The sequence below is a fragment of the Ilumatobacter sp. genome (genome assembly GCF_046290335.1).
Lineage (GTDB): Bacteria > Actinomycetota > Acidimicrobiia > Acidimicrobiales > Ilumatobacteraceae > Ilumatobacter_A.
Genome location: NZ_JBKAGH010000008.1, coordinates 32,551 through 48,320, shown reverse-complemented (window position 1 = coordinate 48,320; position 15,770 = coordinate 32,551). Strand labels below are relative to the sequence as shown.

General features: G+C 65.7%; 13 protein-coding genes. 12 read left to right on the top strand and 1 reads right to left on the bottom strand.

The genetic code is table 11. The features are described 5' to 3' along the window. Nucleotides 1-37: 37 nt before the first annotated feature. On the bottom strand, nucleotides 38-1,804 hold the full coding sequence (locus tag ACE37B_RS22090; protein WP_409925652.1) for a proline--tRNA ligase: 1,767 nt from the start codon (nucleotides 1,802-1,804) through the stop codon (nucleotides 38-40). A 310-nt stretch (nucleotides 1,805-2,114) separates the two neighbouring features. Here ACE37B_RS22090 and rimP point away from each other — a divergent pair, with 310 nt between their 5' ends. The 12 genes from rimP (at nucleotide 2,115) to truB (ending at nucleotide 15,662) form a co-directional block, all read left to right on the top strand. After that, nucleotides 2,115-2,684 carry a ribosome maturation factor RimP gene (gene rimP / locus ACE37B_RS22085; RefSeq protein WP_409925509.1) on the top strand — a complete coding sequence of 190 codons (570 nt, stop codon included), beginning with the start codon at nucleotides 2,115-2,117 and terminating at the stop codon, nucleotides 2,682-2,684. Then, complete coding sequence (nusA, locus tag ACE37B_RS22080) at nucleotides 2,681-4,072, top strand: transcription termination factor NusA (protein ID WP_409925508.1); 1,392 nt, start codon at nucleotides 2,681-2,683, stop codon at nucleotides 4,070-4,072. Before rimP ends, nusA begins: the two co-directional genes overlap by 4 nt. After that, nucleotides 3,975-4,361, top strand: coding sequence for a YlxR family protein (locus tag ACE37B_RS22075; RefSeq protein WP_409925507.1), 387 nt, complete (start codon nucleotides 3,975-3,977; stop codon nucleotides 4,359-4,361). Before nusA ends, ACE37B_RS22075 begins: the two co-directional genes overlap by 98 nt. 48 nt (nucleotides 4,362-4,409) lie before the next feature. Beyond that, the gene (gene infB, locus ACE37B_RS22070) at nucleotides 4,410-7,454 is read left to right on the top strand and encodes a translation initiation factor IF-2 (protein ID WP_409925506.1); all 3,045 of its coding nucleotides are present in this window, start codon (nucleotides 4,410-4,412) and stop codon (nucleotides 7,452-7,454) included. 180 nt (nucleotides 7,455-7,634) lie between these two features. Continuing rightward, entirely contained in the window at nucleotides 7,635-9,461 is a 1,827-nt protein-coding gene (locus ACE37B_RS22065) for an ABC transporter substrate-binding protein (protein WP_409925505.1), read from the top strand. A gap of 101 nt (nucleotides 9,462-9,562) precedes the next feature. Continuing rightward, complete coding sequence (locus ACE37B_RS22060) at nucleotides 9,563-10,735, top strand: ABC transporter permease (protein ID WP_409925504.1); 1,173 nt, start codon at nucleotides 9,563-9,565, stop codon at nucleotides 10,733-10,735. Continuing rightward, the gene (locus ACE37B_RS22055) at nucleotides 10,732-11,673 is read left to right on the top strand and encodes an ABC transporter permease (RefSeq protein WP_409925503.1); all 942 of its coding nucleotides are present in this window, start codon (nucleotides 10,732-10,734) and stop codon (nucleotides 11,671-11,673) included. Before ACE37B_RS22060 ends, ACE37B_RS22055 begins: the two co-directional genes overlap by 4 nt. After that, complete coding sequence (locus ACE37B_RS22050; RefSeq protein ID WP_409925502.1) at nucleotides 11,670-12,749, top strand: ABC transporter ATP-binding protein; 1,080 nt, start codon at nucleotides 11,670-11,672, stop codon at nucleotides 12,747-12,749. The genes ACE37B_RS22055 and ACE37B_RS22050 overlap by 4 nt, the downstream gene beginning before the upstream one ends. Continuing rightward, nucleotides 12,749-13,735, top strand: a complete 987-nt coding sequence (locus ACE37B_RS22045) for an ABC transporter ATP-binding protein (protein WP_409925501.1) — start codon at nucleotides 12,749-12,751, stop codon at nucleotides 13,733-13,735. The genes ACE37B_RS22050 and ACE37B_RS22045 overlap by 1 nt, the downstream gene beginning before the upstream one ends. Further along, nucleotides 13,728-14,381 (top strand): hypothetical protein, encoded by a 654-nt coding sequence (locus ACE37B_RS22040; protein WP_409925500.1) that lies wholly within the window; start codon nucleotides 13,728-13,730, stop codon nucleotides 14,379-14,381. Before ACE37B_RS22045 ends, ACE37B_RS22040 begins: the two co-directional genes overlap by 8 nt. Before the next feature lie 23 nt (nucleotides 14,382-14,404). Then, nucleotides 14,405-14,782, top strand: a complete 378-nt coding sequence (rbfA, locus tag ACE37B_RS22035; protein WP_409925499.1) for a 30S ribosome-binding factor RbfA — start codon at nucleotides 14,405-14,407, stop codon at nucleotides 14,780-14,782. Nucleotides 14,783-14,789: 7 nt separating this feature from the next. After that, on the top strand, nucleotides 14,790-15,662 hold the full coding sequence (truB, locus tag ACE37B_RS22030) for a tRNA pseudouridine(55) synthase TruB (protein ID WP_409925498.1): 873 nt from the start codon (nucleotides 14,790-14,792) through the stop codon (nucleotides 15,660-15,662). Nucleotides 15,663-15,770 lie beyond the last annotated feature (108 nt).

Sequence of the window (15,770 nt, the reverse complement as noted above, 5' to 3'; positions counted from 1 at the left end):
TCGGTTTGTCTCAGAGACAAACCGATACGGTCGGCGGTCAGGTGGTGCAGACGGCAACGAGGTGGGCGACGGCGTCGGCGAGGGGGACGTCGTCGCGGTCGCCGGAACGACGGTCCTTCACCTCGATCGTCGGGTCGTCATCGGCCACGCCGCGACCGACCACAGCGATCGTCGGCACGCCGATCAACTCGGCGTCCTTGAAGCGCACGCCGGGCGACACTTTCACCCGATCGTCGAACAGGACGCGAATGCCGCGGGCGTCGAGATCCGCTGCGAGCCGTTCGGCGACTTCACGCTGCGGGCCGTCTTCCTTTCCCGCCATGATGAGGTGGACGTCGGCAGGCGAGATCTCGCGAGGCCAGCACAATCCGATGTCGTCGAGGGTCGATTCGGCGATCGCCGCCAGACAGCGGGTGACGCCGACGCCGTACGACCCCATCGTGGGGGTGATCGGCTTGCCGTCCTCTCCTTGCACCCACAGGTCGAGCGCCTCCGCGTACTTGCGACCGAGCTGGAAGATGTGGCCGATCTCGATACCGCGAGCGATCTCGACGTCGGAGCCGCACTGCGGGCAGACGTCGCCGTCGAGGATCTCGGCGGCTTCGATCACGCCGTCGGGCGTGAAGTCGCGCCCTGCGGTCAGGTTGATCACGTGGTTGCCGTGGCGGTCCGCGCCGGTGATCCACGCGGTCCCGGTCACGACGCGAGGATCGACGAGGTATCGGATCCCCGAGGCGCTCTCGGCGCCGAGTGCACCGGGGCCGATGTAGCCCTTGGCGAGTGCCGGGTACTTCCGGAAGTCGTCCTCGGAGAACGGTTCCGGCTCGGCCGGGGCGACCTGCGCCTCGAGTCGCTTCATGTCGACGTCGCGGTCGCCGGGGATGCCGATCGCCAACGGCTCCACGGATCCGTCCGGGTGCTTCAGGTTGACGACGAGGTTCTTGAGCGTGTCGGCGGCGGTCCAGTCGCGATCCGGTCGACGTAGCGCCGGATCGGCGTTGACGAAGTCGACGAGGGTCTCGATCGTCGGTGTGTCGGGCGTGTCGTGCACGACGGCGTCGGGAAGACCGTCGAGTGGGATCGCATCGGGAACGGGCGTGGTGACCGCTTCGACGTTGGCTGCATACGCACACGAGGTGCAACGGATGTAGGTGTCTTCGCCGACGGTCATCGGCGCGAGGAACTCTTCCGACGCCGATCCACCCATCGCGCCCGACATGGCCGACACGATCACATAGGGCAGGCCCATCCGCTCGAACAGCGAGATGTAGGCGGCGCGGTGCGCGTCGTACGACGCTTGGAGCCCTGCATCGTCGAGATCGAAGCTGTAGGAGTCCTTCATCACGAACTCGCGGGTCCGCAACAACCCGGCGCGAGGCCGCGCTTCGTCGCGGTACTTCGTCTGGATCTGATAGATGCTCAGCGGCAGGTCCTTGTAGGAGCCAGCGACGTCTTTGACCATCAGGGTGAACATCTCCTCGTGCGTCGGAGCGAGGAGGAAGTCGGCACCCTTGCGGTCGACGAGACGGAACAGGTTGTCGCCGTACTCCGTCCACCGGTTCGTCGCCTCGTACGGCTCGCGGGGGAGCAGTGCCGGAAAGTGCACTTCTTGGAAGCCGGCGGCGTTCATCTCGTCACGAACGACGCGTTCGACGTTTCGGTACACCTCCCAGCCCAGCGGGAGCCAGGAGAAGCCGCCCGGCGCGACTCTGCGGATGTAGCCGGCGCGGACGAGTAACCGGTGGCTCGGCACCTCGGCGTCGGCGGGATCATCGCGAAGCGTCTTCAAGAACAGTTTCGACATGCGCAGCACGCCGAGAACCTATCTGCCCGACGTCGACACGCTCGGGAGCGGTCGCACCGCGCGACACGGCGTTGCGACACGGCGTTGCGACACGGCGTTGCGACACGGCGCCGGGACATCGCGCTCGGGACATCGCGCTCGATCGAGCGCCCGGACCGAAACGCAGCGTCCTCGGCCCCGAGCGACGCGATCGGCTGCTAGCATCGGATTCCGCAAATTGGTTCACTTGACCAAGGCGTGGGGCTCTGCCTCACGCCTTGTTTGTTGAACGGGCCTCGACGACACCGAGATCAGGAGAGAGGAGACAACGATGGCAGCAACAGAACTCGAACGAGTACGAGCGCTCGTCGAACCGATTGCCTCCGACCTCGATCTCGAGCTCTACGACATCGTGCGGATGAGCGCCGTGGTGCAGATCACGCTCGACACGCCGCCGGGCTCGGAGTCGGGTATCAGCCTCGACACGCTGTCGCTGGCCACTCGCTTGATCTCGCGTGAGATCGATCACGAGGATCCGATCGCCGGTCAGTTCACGCTCGAGGTCACCAGCCCCGGCCTCGAACGTCGACTCCGCACTTCGCGGCACTTCCAGCGTGAGATCGGCAAGGACATCACCGTTCGTCTCGCCGGCCACGCCGTGGGTGAGGGCGAGGACCGCCGCATCGACGGCAAGTTGATCGGTGCCGACGAGACCACGGCGACGGTGTTGCTCGACTCCGGCGAGGAGCGCACGTTCCCGATCGACGGCATCGACAAGGCTCGCACCGTGTTCGAGTGGGGCCCCGCTCCCAAACCAGGCGGCACGAAGAAGAAGTCAGCAGCTGCTGCACCCAAGTCAGCAGATGCTGCTGCGACCAAGAAGGAGAAGCAAGAGTCGTGACCAATCTCGACATGAGCGAAGCCATCTCGCTGCTCGCACAGGAGAAGGGGCTGTCGGAAGACGCTCTGCTCCATGTGCTCGTCGACGCGCTCGCGTCGGCGTACAAGCGCCGACCCGACGCCGCAGACGAGGTGGTCGTCGAGGTCAACCCCGAGACCATGGACTTCTCGTTCATCGCCTACGACGTCGACGAAGACGGCAACTGGGTCAACGAGCGCGACGACACGCCGAAGAAGGAGGAGATGGGCCGCATCGCGGCGCAGACCTTCCGTCAGGTGATGAGCCAGCGCATCCGCGAGGTCGAATCGGATCGCAAGTTCGAGGAGTACGCGAACCGCGAGGGCGACATCGTGACCGGCATCATCCAGCGCACCGACGCTCGCTACACGCTGCTCGACCTGGGCCGCGCGGAGGCGTTGCTGCCGCAGGCCGAGCAGGTGCCCTTCGAGCGTCCCGACCAGGGTGAGCGCCAGAAGGCCTACATCGTCGAGGTCCGTCGCACGCCGAAGGGCCCGCAGATCGTCGTGTCCCGCACGCACCCCGGACTCATCAAGCGGCTGTTCGAACTCGAGGTCCCCGAGATCGCCGACGGCATCGTGGAGATCAAGGCCTGCGCTCGCGAACCCGGTCACCGCACGAAGATCGCCGTCTGGTCGAACGACCACAACGTCGATCCGGTCGGCGCGTGCGTCGGTGCTCGTGGCGGCCGTGTCCGGATGGTCGTCAACGAGATGCGAGGCGAAAAGATCGACATCGTCCCGTTCTCCGAAGACATCCACGACTTCGTTGCGAAGGCGTTGTCGCCCGCCAAGGTCACCCAGGTGATCATGTCGCCTGACGGCACACAGGCCGATGTCATCGTGCCCGACCACCAGCTCAGCCTCGCCATCGGTCGTGAAGGCCAGAACGCGCGGCTGGCAGCTCGGTTGACCGGCGTGCGCGTCGACATCCGCTCTGAGACGCAACTGGCCGAAGGCATCCCCGCCGGCGGCCGTGACGAGGAGAACGTCGACTACGCCGACGGCCAATGGGTCGCCAACACCGAGACCGGTGAGATGGAGTGGCACGCCACGGACGGAACGGTCATCTCGGAGTCGGCATGGCAGGACCAGATGGCTGCCGAGGCGGCTGCTCAACGCCAGGCTGACCGGGCGGCCGAGGACGCGGCGATCCTTGCCGAGGCGGCGGGTCTGCCCGTCGGTGGCCACGCGCCGCTCGACGATCCGGCCGTCGCCCCCGAGGGCTACCCGATCAAGGGCAACCGCGACTCCATGAAGTATCACGAGCCCGATGGCAGCTACTACGGTGCCACTATCGCCGAGGTGTGGTTCGACACCGCGGTCTCGGCGGAAGCGGCGGGCTATACGAAGGCTGGTTCCAGCGATTGATCGTCATCATCCCGTCCGCAGCTGCATCGGCTGCCGTCAGCGCCGCCCGGCGTCCGAACTCGTTCGGATCACCCGGTCGGCCGACGGCATCGTCGTCGATGGGCCGAGCAGCGGTCGTGGCGCGTGGCTGTGCCGGGCAGTCGACGGCTCGGGTGACGCCGAGCTCGCGACGATCGAATCGTCGTGTCTCGATGAGGCGATTCGACGAAGCCAGTTCGCCAGAGCCTGGCGCACCACCATCGGTCGAGACGAGCTCGACGCGATCCGAACGACGAACAACACCCGCTGATTGCGTGCCGGGTGAGGGAAAGACGACAGGGAAAGGTTGAATCGAAACGTGTCTGCGAAGAAGATCCGAATCCACGAGCTCGCCAAGGAGCTCGGGATGACCAATGCAGAGTTGCTCGACCTCGCGAAGGCGGCGAGCGTGGCGGCCAAGGGCCCCTCGTCGACCCTGCAGGAGGCATACGCCGACATGTTGCGTCGTCGCGCCGAGCGCGAAGGCCTGACTCGCGACGAGCAGCCCGAAGAGGTCAAGCCAGCGAAGAAGTCGGCTGCCAAGAAGTCGGCCGCCAAGAAGTCGACCACGAAGAAAGCCGCAGCCAAGCAAACCGCCGACTCGCCGGCGGCCCCTGCGGCTGCGACCGGCACGACGGGCAGCGCTGCAACCGCGACCACCGACGATGTCGTCGACACGTCGACGAGTGCCGCTCCCGCTGGCGTCGAGTCGTCGCCAGCCGACAGCGCCGCCGAGCAGCCCGAACAGGGCGGCGCGCCCGAGACCGAGGCGACGGTCACGCCGATCGTGTCGTCGAAGAAGCCGGCCGATACCACGACCGAATCGGCGCCGGCAGCCGACGCTCCGACACCGGCAGAGCCGCCAGCCACTCGCCCCTCGACGTCGTTGCCATCGAAGCCGCCGCCGCCTGCTCCGCCGTCGCCGCGCCCTGCAGCCCCTGCGCCCCAGCCCGCTCCGGCACCCGCTCCGGCACCCGCACCAGCTGCAGAGACCGGCCCGTCGGCGGCCGACCTGGTGGTGCTCGCTGCTGAAGGCAAGCCGATCCCGAAGTCGGCGGCCACGCGTCCGGCTCCCGCTCCGGCTCCTGCCCCGCCGCCTCCGCCACCGGAGCCGCGTCGCGTGATCTCGAGCGCTCGACCCAGCGCCGACGGCACTCCGCCGCCGGAAACCACATCGCCGCTGCCGCACGACGTGTCGGCGTCACCCGCGTCGAAGGCGCCGGTGAGCCCATCGGGTCGACCGGTTCCTCCTCCGCCCGGCGCAGCCAAGCCGTTGTCGCCGTCCGGCAAGCCGATTCCCCCGCCGCCCGGTTCTTCGCGTCCGGCGTCACCGAGCGGCCGTGGTGCGCCGCGCCCTGGTGGCGGCGGCAACTATCGCCCCGGCGGCGGTCCTGGCGGGCAGCGTCCTGGCGGCGGTGCTCCCGGTGGCGGTGGCCCCGGTGGCGGTCCCGGTCGCCCCGGCGGCAATCGTCCGAGCGGCCAGCGGCGTCCGCCGCGTCGTACCGGTCGTCGGCGTCGTCGTCGCGACCAGGACGATCTCCAGCCACAGCTCACGCAGTACACGTCGTCCGATGTGCCCGTTCCCGCCGGCGAGATCATCATCGAGCGGGGCGTGTCGGCGCAGGAGTTCGGCCCGAAGCTGAACCGTACTGCCGCTGACGTCGTCCGCTTCTTGCTCACCAACGGCGAAATGGTCACGGCGACGATGACGCTCGCCGACGAGCAGATGGAGCTGTTCGCGCTCGAAGTCGGTGCGGAGATCCTGCTGGTCGAGCCCGGTCAACAAGAAGAGGTCGAGCTGCAGAAGCTGTTCGACGACTCCGACGATGACGAGAATCTCGAACCGCGTCCACCGGTGATCACCGTGATGGGCCACGTCGACCATGGCAAGACGACCTTGCTCGACCACATTCGTGGCGCCAACGTCGTCGAGGGCGAGGCTGGCGGCATCACGCAGCACATCGGTGCCTATCAGGTGCACAACGAGCATGGCTCGGTCACGTTCCTCGATACACCGGGTCACGCGGCGTTCACGCAGATGCGTGCTCGTGGCGCCGAAGCGACCGACATCGTCGTGTTGATGGTGGCGGCCGACGACGGCCTGATGCCTCAGACGATCGAGGCGATCAACCACGCACGAGCGGCGGACGTGCCGATCGTGGTGGCGGTCAACAAGATCGACAAGGACAACGCTGATCCGCAGCGTGTGCTGACGCAACTCGCCGAGTACGAACTCGTTCCCGAGTCGTGGGGCGGCGACACGATCGTCGTCGAGATGTCGGCGCTGAAGGGCATCGGCGTTGCCGAGATGATCGAGCAGCTCCAGGTGGTCGCCGAACTCGAAGATCTGCAGGCGAACCCGACCGGCCGAGCGAAGGGCATCGTCATCGAGGCTCAGCTCGACAAGGGCCGCGGCCCCGTCGCCACGGTGCTCGTCGACAAGGGCGAGCTCAAGGTGGGCGACCCGATCGTCGCAGGCGGCGCCTGGGGCAAGGTCCGCGCCATGATCAACGACAAGGGTGAGCAGGTCAAGACGGCGGGTCCGTCCACGCCGGTCCAGGTCCTGGGCCTGTCGACGGTTCCCGAAGCTGGCGACGAGTTCCGTGCCGCTCCCGACGAGAAGGTCGCCCGCACGGTCGGCGAGGCGCGAGCCGAGCGCCTCAAGGCACGTCACCTTCGTGAGGACTCGCGTGTCAAGACGGGCACGAAGCTCGAAGACATCTTTGCCCAGATCCAGGCTGGCGAGAAGGCGCAGCTCAACCTGCTCATCAAGGCCGACGTGCAGGGTTCGCTCGAGGCGGTCACCAATTCGCTTCGTCAGCTCAACGGTGACGAGGTCGAGTTGTCGTTCGTGCATCGCGCCGTCGGCGGGATCACCGAGAACGACATCACGCTCGCCGAGGCGACCAACGCCACCATCATCGGTTTCAACGTGCGACCCGACGGCAAGGCGCGCAAGGCTGCCGAGCACGCCGAGGTCGAGATCCGTACCTACGAGATCATCTACAAGCTGCTCGAAGACATCGAATTGTCGATGGTCGGCATGCTCGACCCCGAGTTCGAAGAGCAGGTCACCGGCGAAGCCCAGGTGCGCGAGATCTTCCGGGTTCCCAAGCTGGGCGCGATCGCCGGGTGCATGGTCACCTCGGGTGTCATCACCCGCGGGTCCAAGGTGCGTTTCCTGCGCGACGGCACGATCATCTGGAAGGGCGCGATCGCGTCGCTGAAGCGCTTCAAGGACGACGCACGTGAAGTCCGCGAAGGCTTCGAGTGTGGTGTCGGCCTCGACGACTTCCAAGATCTCAAGCCGGGCGACATCATCGAGACCTACGAAGACATCGAGATCGAGCGCACGTCGCTCTGAGCGGCGTCATCGAGACCCAGCACTTCGGACCCCCCCTTTTCACTGCCACGCTCTGACGCGGTGGTCGTCTCCGGACCGCTCGTGTGTTCGTGATGCGTCTCCTGATTTCTCCTGGAGTGTGACGCCTGACATACTCTGTTCCTACGACAGAACCCATCCGGGGTTCCTGAAGGGGGAATCATGAAACGACGTGTCCGTCTCGTGGTCGCCCCGCTCGTGGCGGGTGCGATGATCGCAGCCGCCTGTGGCGGAAGCGACGACAGCAGCGATGACACCGGTGCCGACGAAGAAGTCGACGCCGGCGGCGGCGAGGAGCCCGCCGACGAACCGGCCGACGACGCCGAGGAGCCCGCCGACGAACCGGCCGACGATGGCGACGAGCCGGCCGACGAGCCAGCCGACGGCGAAGACGACATGGCCGAGGAACCCGCCGATGGCGAAGACGACATGGCCGAGCCGATGGCGATCCAGCGCGGCGGCACCCTGACGTACCTGCTCGAAGCCGAGTCGGACACGTGGGACATCCCCGGGGCCAACTGCGCCGTGTCGTGCATCACCGTGATGAACGCAGTGGCCGACACGATGACGATCGTCAACGAAGACGGTGGCATCGAGCCTTTCCTGCTGCAGGAGTTCACCGCCAACGACGACTTCACCGAGTTCACGCTCGTCATGCGTGACGGTGTGACGTTCCACGACGGCACGCCTGCCGATGGTGCTGCGGTCTACCGCAACATGATCGAGATGGCGAGTGGCACGCTGCAGGGCCAGGTCTTCTTCGACCTGCTCAACGGCACGCCGCTCAACGCCAACAACCCGGGCGCGATCGAAGACAGCATCGTGCTGAACGACGACGGCTCGGTGACGGTGAGCTTCAACAAGCCCTTCGCCACCTTCGGCAACAACCTCGCCGGCCGCACCGGCTGGCTGCTGGCCCCGAGCTTCTGGGACAGCGAGACCCGCGCCGGTGACCTCGCGGTCGGGACCGGTCCGTTCATCATGGAGGAGCAGGTTCGCGGCGAGGTGACTCGTCTCGTCGCCAACCCGAACTACTGGCGCATGGGTGCCGACGGTGAGCCGTTGCCGTACCTCGACGGTGTGGACTTCCGTCCGAACCCGGACGTGTCGACACGTCGGGCGACGATGCAGTCCGGCGACGCCGACGTCAACCACGACAGCTTCGGTGAGAACCGCGAGTTCTGGGAAGGCGAGTGGCTCGACGACGGCAACGGTCTCGTCGAGACCGACCCTGCCCGCGAGGTCGGTTACCTGATGTTCAACAACTCGATCCCGCCGTTCGACAACCCCGACGTTCGTCGGGCGTTGACGCTGTGCACCGACCGCAACGAGTACCTGACGTTCCGTGCGCCGGGCAACGCGCTGGCCAACGGTCCGTTCGCTGAGGGTGCCGCTGGCTACATCGAGGACCCGGGCTTTCCGCAGTTCGACCCCGAGGCCGGCAACGCCCTCTTCGACGAGATCGGACGGCCGGACGTCATCAACTACGGTACGACCGACGCACCGGCCAACCTGTTGACCGCGGAGCTGTTCGCCGACATGTGGAACCGCAACTGCGGGCTCAACGTGGCGATCGACCAGTTCGCACAGTCCGAATTGATCACCCGTGCGATCACCGGCCAGTTCGAAGTGTTCGCCTGGCGTAACCACGGTCAGGGTCACCCGGGACTCGAGCTCGTCTGGTGGCACAGCCGCCACGCCGAGGGTCTTGCGCTGAACTTCGGTCGCATCGTCGACCCGGCCATGGATGAATTGCTGTTCGAGTCGTGGACCACGGTCGATCGGGCCGAAATCGACGAGATCGCCAAGGAGATGAACCAGTTGTTCGCCGATCAGGTGTACAACATGTGGCTCGACACCACGCAGTGGTCGATCCCGTACCGCGACGGGGTCCACGGTCTCCAGCACATCACGCTGGAGTCGGGCAACCGCAACCAGCAGGCAGTTGCCGGGCGCGTCGAGGTCGACGAAGCCTGGATCGAGAGCTGAGCTACTGATCTGCTGATCCGCTGATCTGGTGGGGTGCGACACGACATGGTGTCGCACCCCACCGGCTCGCTGCCTGTCCCGTTCCCGACCGAGGTGCTTTCATGATCTTGCTGCTGCTGATCGTCGTCTTGACGGCGCTCTTTTTCGTCCTCCGATGGCGTATCGACACCAAGTACGCGACCCAACGCGTCATCGGCGCAGCGGTGGTGCTCTTGCTCGTCACGTTGGGAACGTCGTTCCTGATCCGGCAGGTGCCGGGTGAGCCGTGCGAGATCGCACTTGGTACGGCCGCCACCGAAGAAGCGGTACAGGAGTGCGTCGACGACCAGGGCCTCGACCGGTCGCTGCTGTCGCAGTATGGAGCCTGGAGCAATCAGGTCTTGATCAACAGCGACCTCGGCTACGCGTTCTACAAGAATCAGGAGCCGCTCTCCGACACGATCGAGCAGCGCCTGCCCCGGACGATCTTCCTCTTTCTCTACAGTCAATTCATCGCATTGGCTCTCGCCATCCCGCTCGGCATCTGGTCGGCGTACCAGGCGAGCAAACCCCCGCGGAGAATCCCGCTCTGGGCGCTGGGGGTGATCGTCGTGCCCATCTACCTCCTCGCTGAGTTCACGCTCGGTTGGCTGTTGACCAGCGTCATCGCTGTCGCGCTCGTCCTCCCGGTCTTGATCTTCCACTTCTTCCGAGGAGGTTCGGGAGGCGACACGACGGTCAACTTCATGGCGTTCGTGTTGTTGTCACTCCCGGTCTTCGTGATCGGCGAAACGCTTCGATACGCGTTCGCCGTGGAACGTGATTACTACAAATTGACCGGATACTCGCCGTTGTCCGATGGCGTGTTCGAGCACCTCAGATCGATCTGGCTGCCTGCGGTGGTACTCGGCCTCGCGGCGACGCCCGTGTACCTCCGTCTACTTCGCGCCGACATGATCCAGAACCTCCAGCAGGACTTCGTCGCCGTCGCCAAGGCGAAGGGGATGTCGAACACGCACATCCTGTTCCGCCATGTTCTTCGTCCTTCGACCGTCACGCTCATGACCGTCCTCGGCCTGAACATCGCCCAACTCGTCAACGGTGCGGTCGTCGTGGAGTTCATCTTCGACTTCGACGGAATGGGCGGCTACCTGATCGAAGCGGTGTATCGACAGGAGTTCTTCGCCGTACAGACGCTCGTCGCGCTGGTGGCGATCATCTTCGTGGTGACCAACCTGATCATCGACGCGCTGTACAACGTCGTCGATCCCCGAGTGAAGGCGGCGGAGTCATGACCAACATCGCAGGTGACATCGCCCAGACCTCGACCGCCAAGCCGTCGTCTGGTGGACGCAAGCGTGACTCGAATCTCGTCTTCTGGGTCAGCGTGGGCTGGCTCGTACTCGTGCTGGCGTTCGTGATCCTCGGCGAGGCGAACCCGCTGGTACAAGATCCCGACCTGCGCAACGCCGACAGGATCGTCGCGCAGCCGTGGATCACGAACATGTTCGACGTCAGTTGTGACGACGCGGCCTCCGGTGAAGACTGCACGCTGATCGGCGGTTTCATGGGCAACACGTCGTTCGGCCAAGACGTCTTCTCCCGCGTCGTCATCGGTGGGAGACTGTCGATCTTCGTCGCAGTGGTGGTGACGGCGATCGGCATCGGCGTCGGTGGTCTGATGGGCCTGCTCGCCGGCTACCTCAAAGGCAAGGTCGACATCGTCGTCCAGATGATCATCAACGTCACACTGTCGGTGCCGGCGTTGCTGCTCGTCATCTTCATCGTGACCGTTCGGGGCCAGAGCCTCTTCAACGTGATCTTGGCGGTGAGTCTGTTGGCGATACCCGCCTTGGCGCGCATCGTTCGCGCCAGCACCTTGCAGGTCGCGGACCGCGAGTTCGTGAAGGCTGCCGAGGTGCTCGGCGTGCGAAAGCGTTCGATACTCGTCAGAGAGGTGTTGCCCAACGTGATGCCGACGCTCGTCTCGTTCGCGTTCCTCACGACCGGCATCATCTTGGTGGTGGAGAGTTCGCTGTCGTTCCTCAGCTTGAGCGTGCAGCCGCCCTCGATCACCTGGGGCTCCATCATCGCCACCGGCCGCGACAAGTTCAACGAGGCACCGCACGTCGTGTTCGCCCCGGCGATCGTGCTGTTCCTCACCGTGCTCGCCCTCAATCTCGTGGGCGACCGACTGCTCAAGCGCTACGACATCCGGGAGGCAAGCCTGTGACCGACTCCACTTCTGCGACGTCGAGCATGCTGCAGGTCGAGGATCTCGCCGTCGAGTTCGCCACACCGGCCGGACGGCTTCGGGCTGTCGACGGTGTCTCGCTCGAACTCGCCGAAGGCGAGAGCTACGCGATCGTCGGTGAGTCGGGCTCCGGAAAGTCGGTGTTCGCCCGCACGCTCATCAACCTGTTGGCCGGCAACGGCACGCGCACCGGCTCGATCAAGATCGGCGGCCGCGACATCGACACGCTGACGAAAGCGGAGCGCAAGCACTTCTTCGGCGTCGAGGTCGCGATGGTGTTCCAGGATCCGATGACCTCGCTCAATCCGGTCAAGCGGATCGACGCTCAACTGACCGAGGCGATGCGTTATCACCTCAACATCTCCAAGCGTGAAGCAACCGAGCGTGCGGTCGCGTTGCTGAAGCAGGTGCACATTCCGTCGCCGGAGCAGCGGTTGCGTCAGTATCCACACGAGTTGTCGGGTGGTATGCGCCAGCGCGTCGTGATCGCCATGGCGCTCGCCTGCGAGCCGCGTCTGTTGATCGCCGACGAGCCGACCACGGCGCTCGACGTGACCGTGCAGAAGTCGATTCTCGATCTCCTCGACGAGCTCCGAACGGAGCGCAAGATGTCGATGATCCTGATCACCCACGACCTCGGTGTGGCCCGGGGGCGGGCAGACCGGGTCGGGGTCATGTACGCCGGGCGCTTGATGGAGGTGGGGCGGACCGACCGCATCTTCTCCGACATGCGCCACCCGTACACCCAGGCGTTGCTCGACTCGATTCCGAACCCGACGATGCCGAGCCATTCTCGGCTCCAACCGATCCCCGGGCGCCCGCCGAACCTGCTCGACCCGCCGCAGGGCTGCGCGTTCGCGGCTCGCTGTCGGCACGCTCGTCCCGACTGCCTCAACACGAAGCCGCCGCTCGACGGCGACAGCGCCGACCATCGTTTCGCGTGCTTCCACCCCGTGGGGACGGCTGACGGAGACGCAGCGCTCGCCGCAAACCTGGCCGACGGCGAGAACGCCGCTGGCCTACCGATGACCGACGTCATAGGAGAACTCGTCTGATGGCCGGCTCAGGTACTGCTCACCTCCGCGACGGCGACGACGTACTGGTTCGCGTCGAGAACATGGTCGTCGAGTTCCCCATCTCCGGCGGCAAGGTCCACGCCGTCTCCGACGTCAGCTTCGACCTCGTCGAAGGCGAGACGTTGGGCATCGTCGGCGAGTCGGGCTGCGGCAAGTCGACCACGGCCCGTGCGACCATCCAGTTGCCCCGACCGACCTCGGGCCGGGTCACCTTCCGGGGGACCGACCTCACGTCGCTTTCGAGCGAGGAGCTGCGTCGAGTCCGACCGCAGTTGCAGATGATCTTCCAAGATCCGATCAGTTCGCTCAACCCCCGACGCACCGTCCGCGAGATCATCGCCGAAGGCTTGAAGGTCTGGGGCGAGAACGACTCGTGGACGCTCGACACCATCGAAGACCTGATGGAGGCGGTCGGCATCGACCCGCGTTATGGCGAACGTAAGCCGCACCAGTTCTCCGGCGGGCAGTGCCAGCGCATCTCGATCGCCCGAGCGCTGGTGCTCGACCCGAAGGTCATCATCTGCGACGAGCCGGTGTCCGCGCTCGACGTGTCGGTGCAGGCGCAGATCCTGAACCTCCTCGAAGACATGAAGGCGCGCTACGGCGTCAGTCTGATGTTCATCAGCCACGACCTGTCGGTGGTGAAGAACATCTCCGATCGGGTGATGGTGATGTACATGGGCAAGACCTGTGAGATCGCTGGCTCCGACGACCTCTTCGAGAAGCCGACGCACCATTACACGCGTGCGTTGATGGCGGCGATTCCGGGTGCCGAGACACTGGTCGAAGAGCGCGTACTCGAAGGCGAGTTGCCGTCGGCGATCAACCCGCCAGCCGGTTGTCGCTTCAACTCGCGCTGTCCGGCCGCGACCGACGAGTGTCGGACGATCGAACCGCAGTTGACCGAGGTGAGTGTGGGCCATTTCGTGGCGTGTCATCACCCGGTACTGTCAGCACATGGCTGACGGCACGACCACCGACCTCGATTTCTTCTGGGACCCGGTGTGCCCGTGGGCGTGGATCACGTCTCGCTGGGTCGTCAACGTGCAAGAGCAGCGCCAGTACTCGGTCGCGTGGCGGTTCATCTCGCTCTACATCCTCAACGAGGACAACCGCCAGGAGTGGTACAAACCGGAGTATCGGGCGGGGCACTACCTCGGTCACCAAGGGCTTCGAATCGCTGATCAGATCCGCATGAGCGATTCCGACCCGGCGGCCGTCGCTCGTTGGTACACGGCGCTCGGTGAGGCGTTGCATCGAGATCAGCGTCGTGACGAAGCGCGCGAGCAGCACGAGGTGTTCCTCGCGTCGGTGCTTCGACAGGCTGGCTTCGATCCGGACCTGGTCTCGCACGCCGGTGACGAATCGCACGACGCGCATCTGCGCGCTGAGACCGAACTCGCGCTGGCCCGCACGGGCCCTGATGTCGGCACGCCGATCCTCACGTTCCGGCCCGGCACCGACCGAGAGGGCAGCTTCTTCGGCCCCGTGCTCAACCAGGCGCCGCGAGGCGCCGAAGCGGTCGAGTTGTGGGACGCTGTCGAGAAGCTCGCGACCAGTGGCGTCGCCGAACTGAAACGGTCGATCCGAGGCGTGCCGGACTTCACCTGACCTGCTGCCGCTAGGTTGCAGGGATGGCACGAAAGCAGTCCGGCAGCGGCGGTCGCAAGTACCCGCGCTCGGCGCGCGTCGGCGAGACGCTGCGCGAAATCATCGCCGAGGATCTCGTGCGGCTCGACGACGAACGACTGTCGTTCGTCACCATCACGGGCATCGACGTCGATCCGGAACTCAACCGGGCGATCGTTTTCTTCGACTCACTCGCGGGAGAAGACGGTGACGACGAGATCATCGAAGCGCTCAGCGAGTACCGGGTGCGGCTGCAGTCGTCGATCGCTCGCCAGATCCGAACGAAGAAGACGCCGATTCTCGATTTCCGACCGGATATGGCGATCAGGTCCGCCGAACGGATCGACGACATCTTGCGCGCCGATCGCGCCCGCGAGCGCTGAACGGCTCGTGGGGCGGCGAGGAAAACCCGCGACGACGCACGGCATCGCCGTCGTCGACAAACCCGCGGGCGTGACCAGCCACGATGTGGTGGCGATGCTGCGCCGCCGTTTCGACGAACGTCAGGTCGGCCATGGTGGCACGCTCGACCCGAGCGCGACCGGCGTGCTGGTCGTCGCGGTTGGCAAAGCAACCAAGCTGCTGCGCTTCGTGGAGAAGACCACGAAGGCGTACCTCGGTGAGATCGTGCTCGGTTCCGAGACGAACACGCTCGACGCCGACGGCGAGGTCACCGCGACGTACGACATGTCCGGCGTGACGATCGAGCAGGCGCGCGACGCGGTCGCTGAGCATCTACTGGGTGACATCGAGCAGATTCCACCGATGGTGTCGGCGATCAAGATCGACGGCAAGCGGTTGCACGAACTCGCCCGCGAGGGCATCGAGGTCGAGCGGCCTGCGCGTCCGGTGACGATCTTTTCGTTCCAACTGATGCCGACCGACGATCCGATGGTGTTCCTCGCCGCCGTCGAGTGCACAGCTGGCACCTACATCCGCACGCTCGCCGCCGACCTCGGCACGCTGCTCGGCGGTGGCGCGCATCTCCGCAACCTGCGACGAACCGCGGTCGGCCGGTTCACGATCGGGGAGGCAGCACCTCCGGACGAGTGCGTGCTGTTGCCGGTCGAGGAGGCGGTGCGCACCCTGGCGCGCGTCGACATCAACGACCGCATCGAGGGATTCGTCGCGAACGGTCGCGTCCTGCCCCGCTGGGACGGCGACGGCCCGTGGGCGCTGTTTCGCCCCGACGGCTCCCTGGCAGCGGTGTACGAAGCGCACGGCGCCGACGAAGCGAAGCCGATGGTGGTCGTCCCCGTCTGAATCGACGATCGACTGTGGCCGGCGACGACATCACCGGCGTCGTCGAACTGCTGTGCGAGCCGGTACTCCAGCAAGATGTCCTGGTCGTGGGAACGGACGACTAGCGTT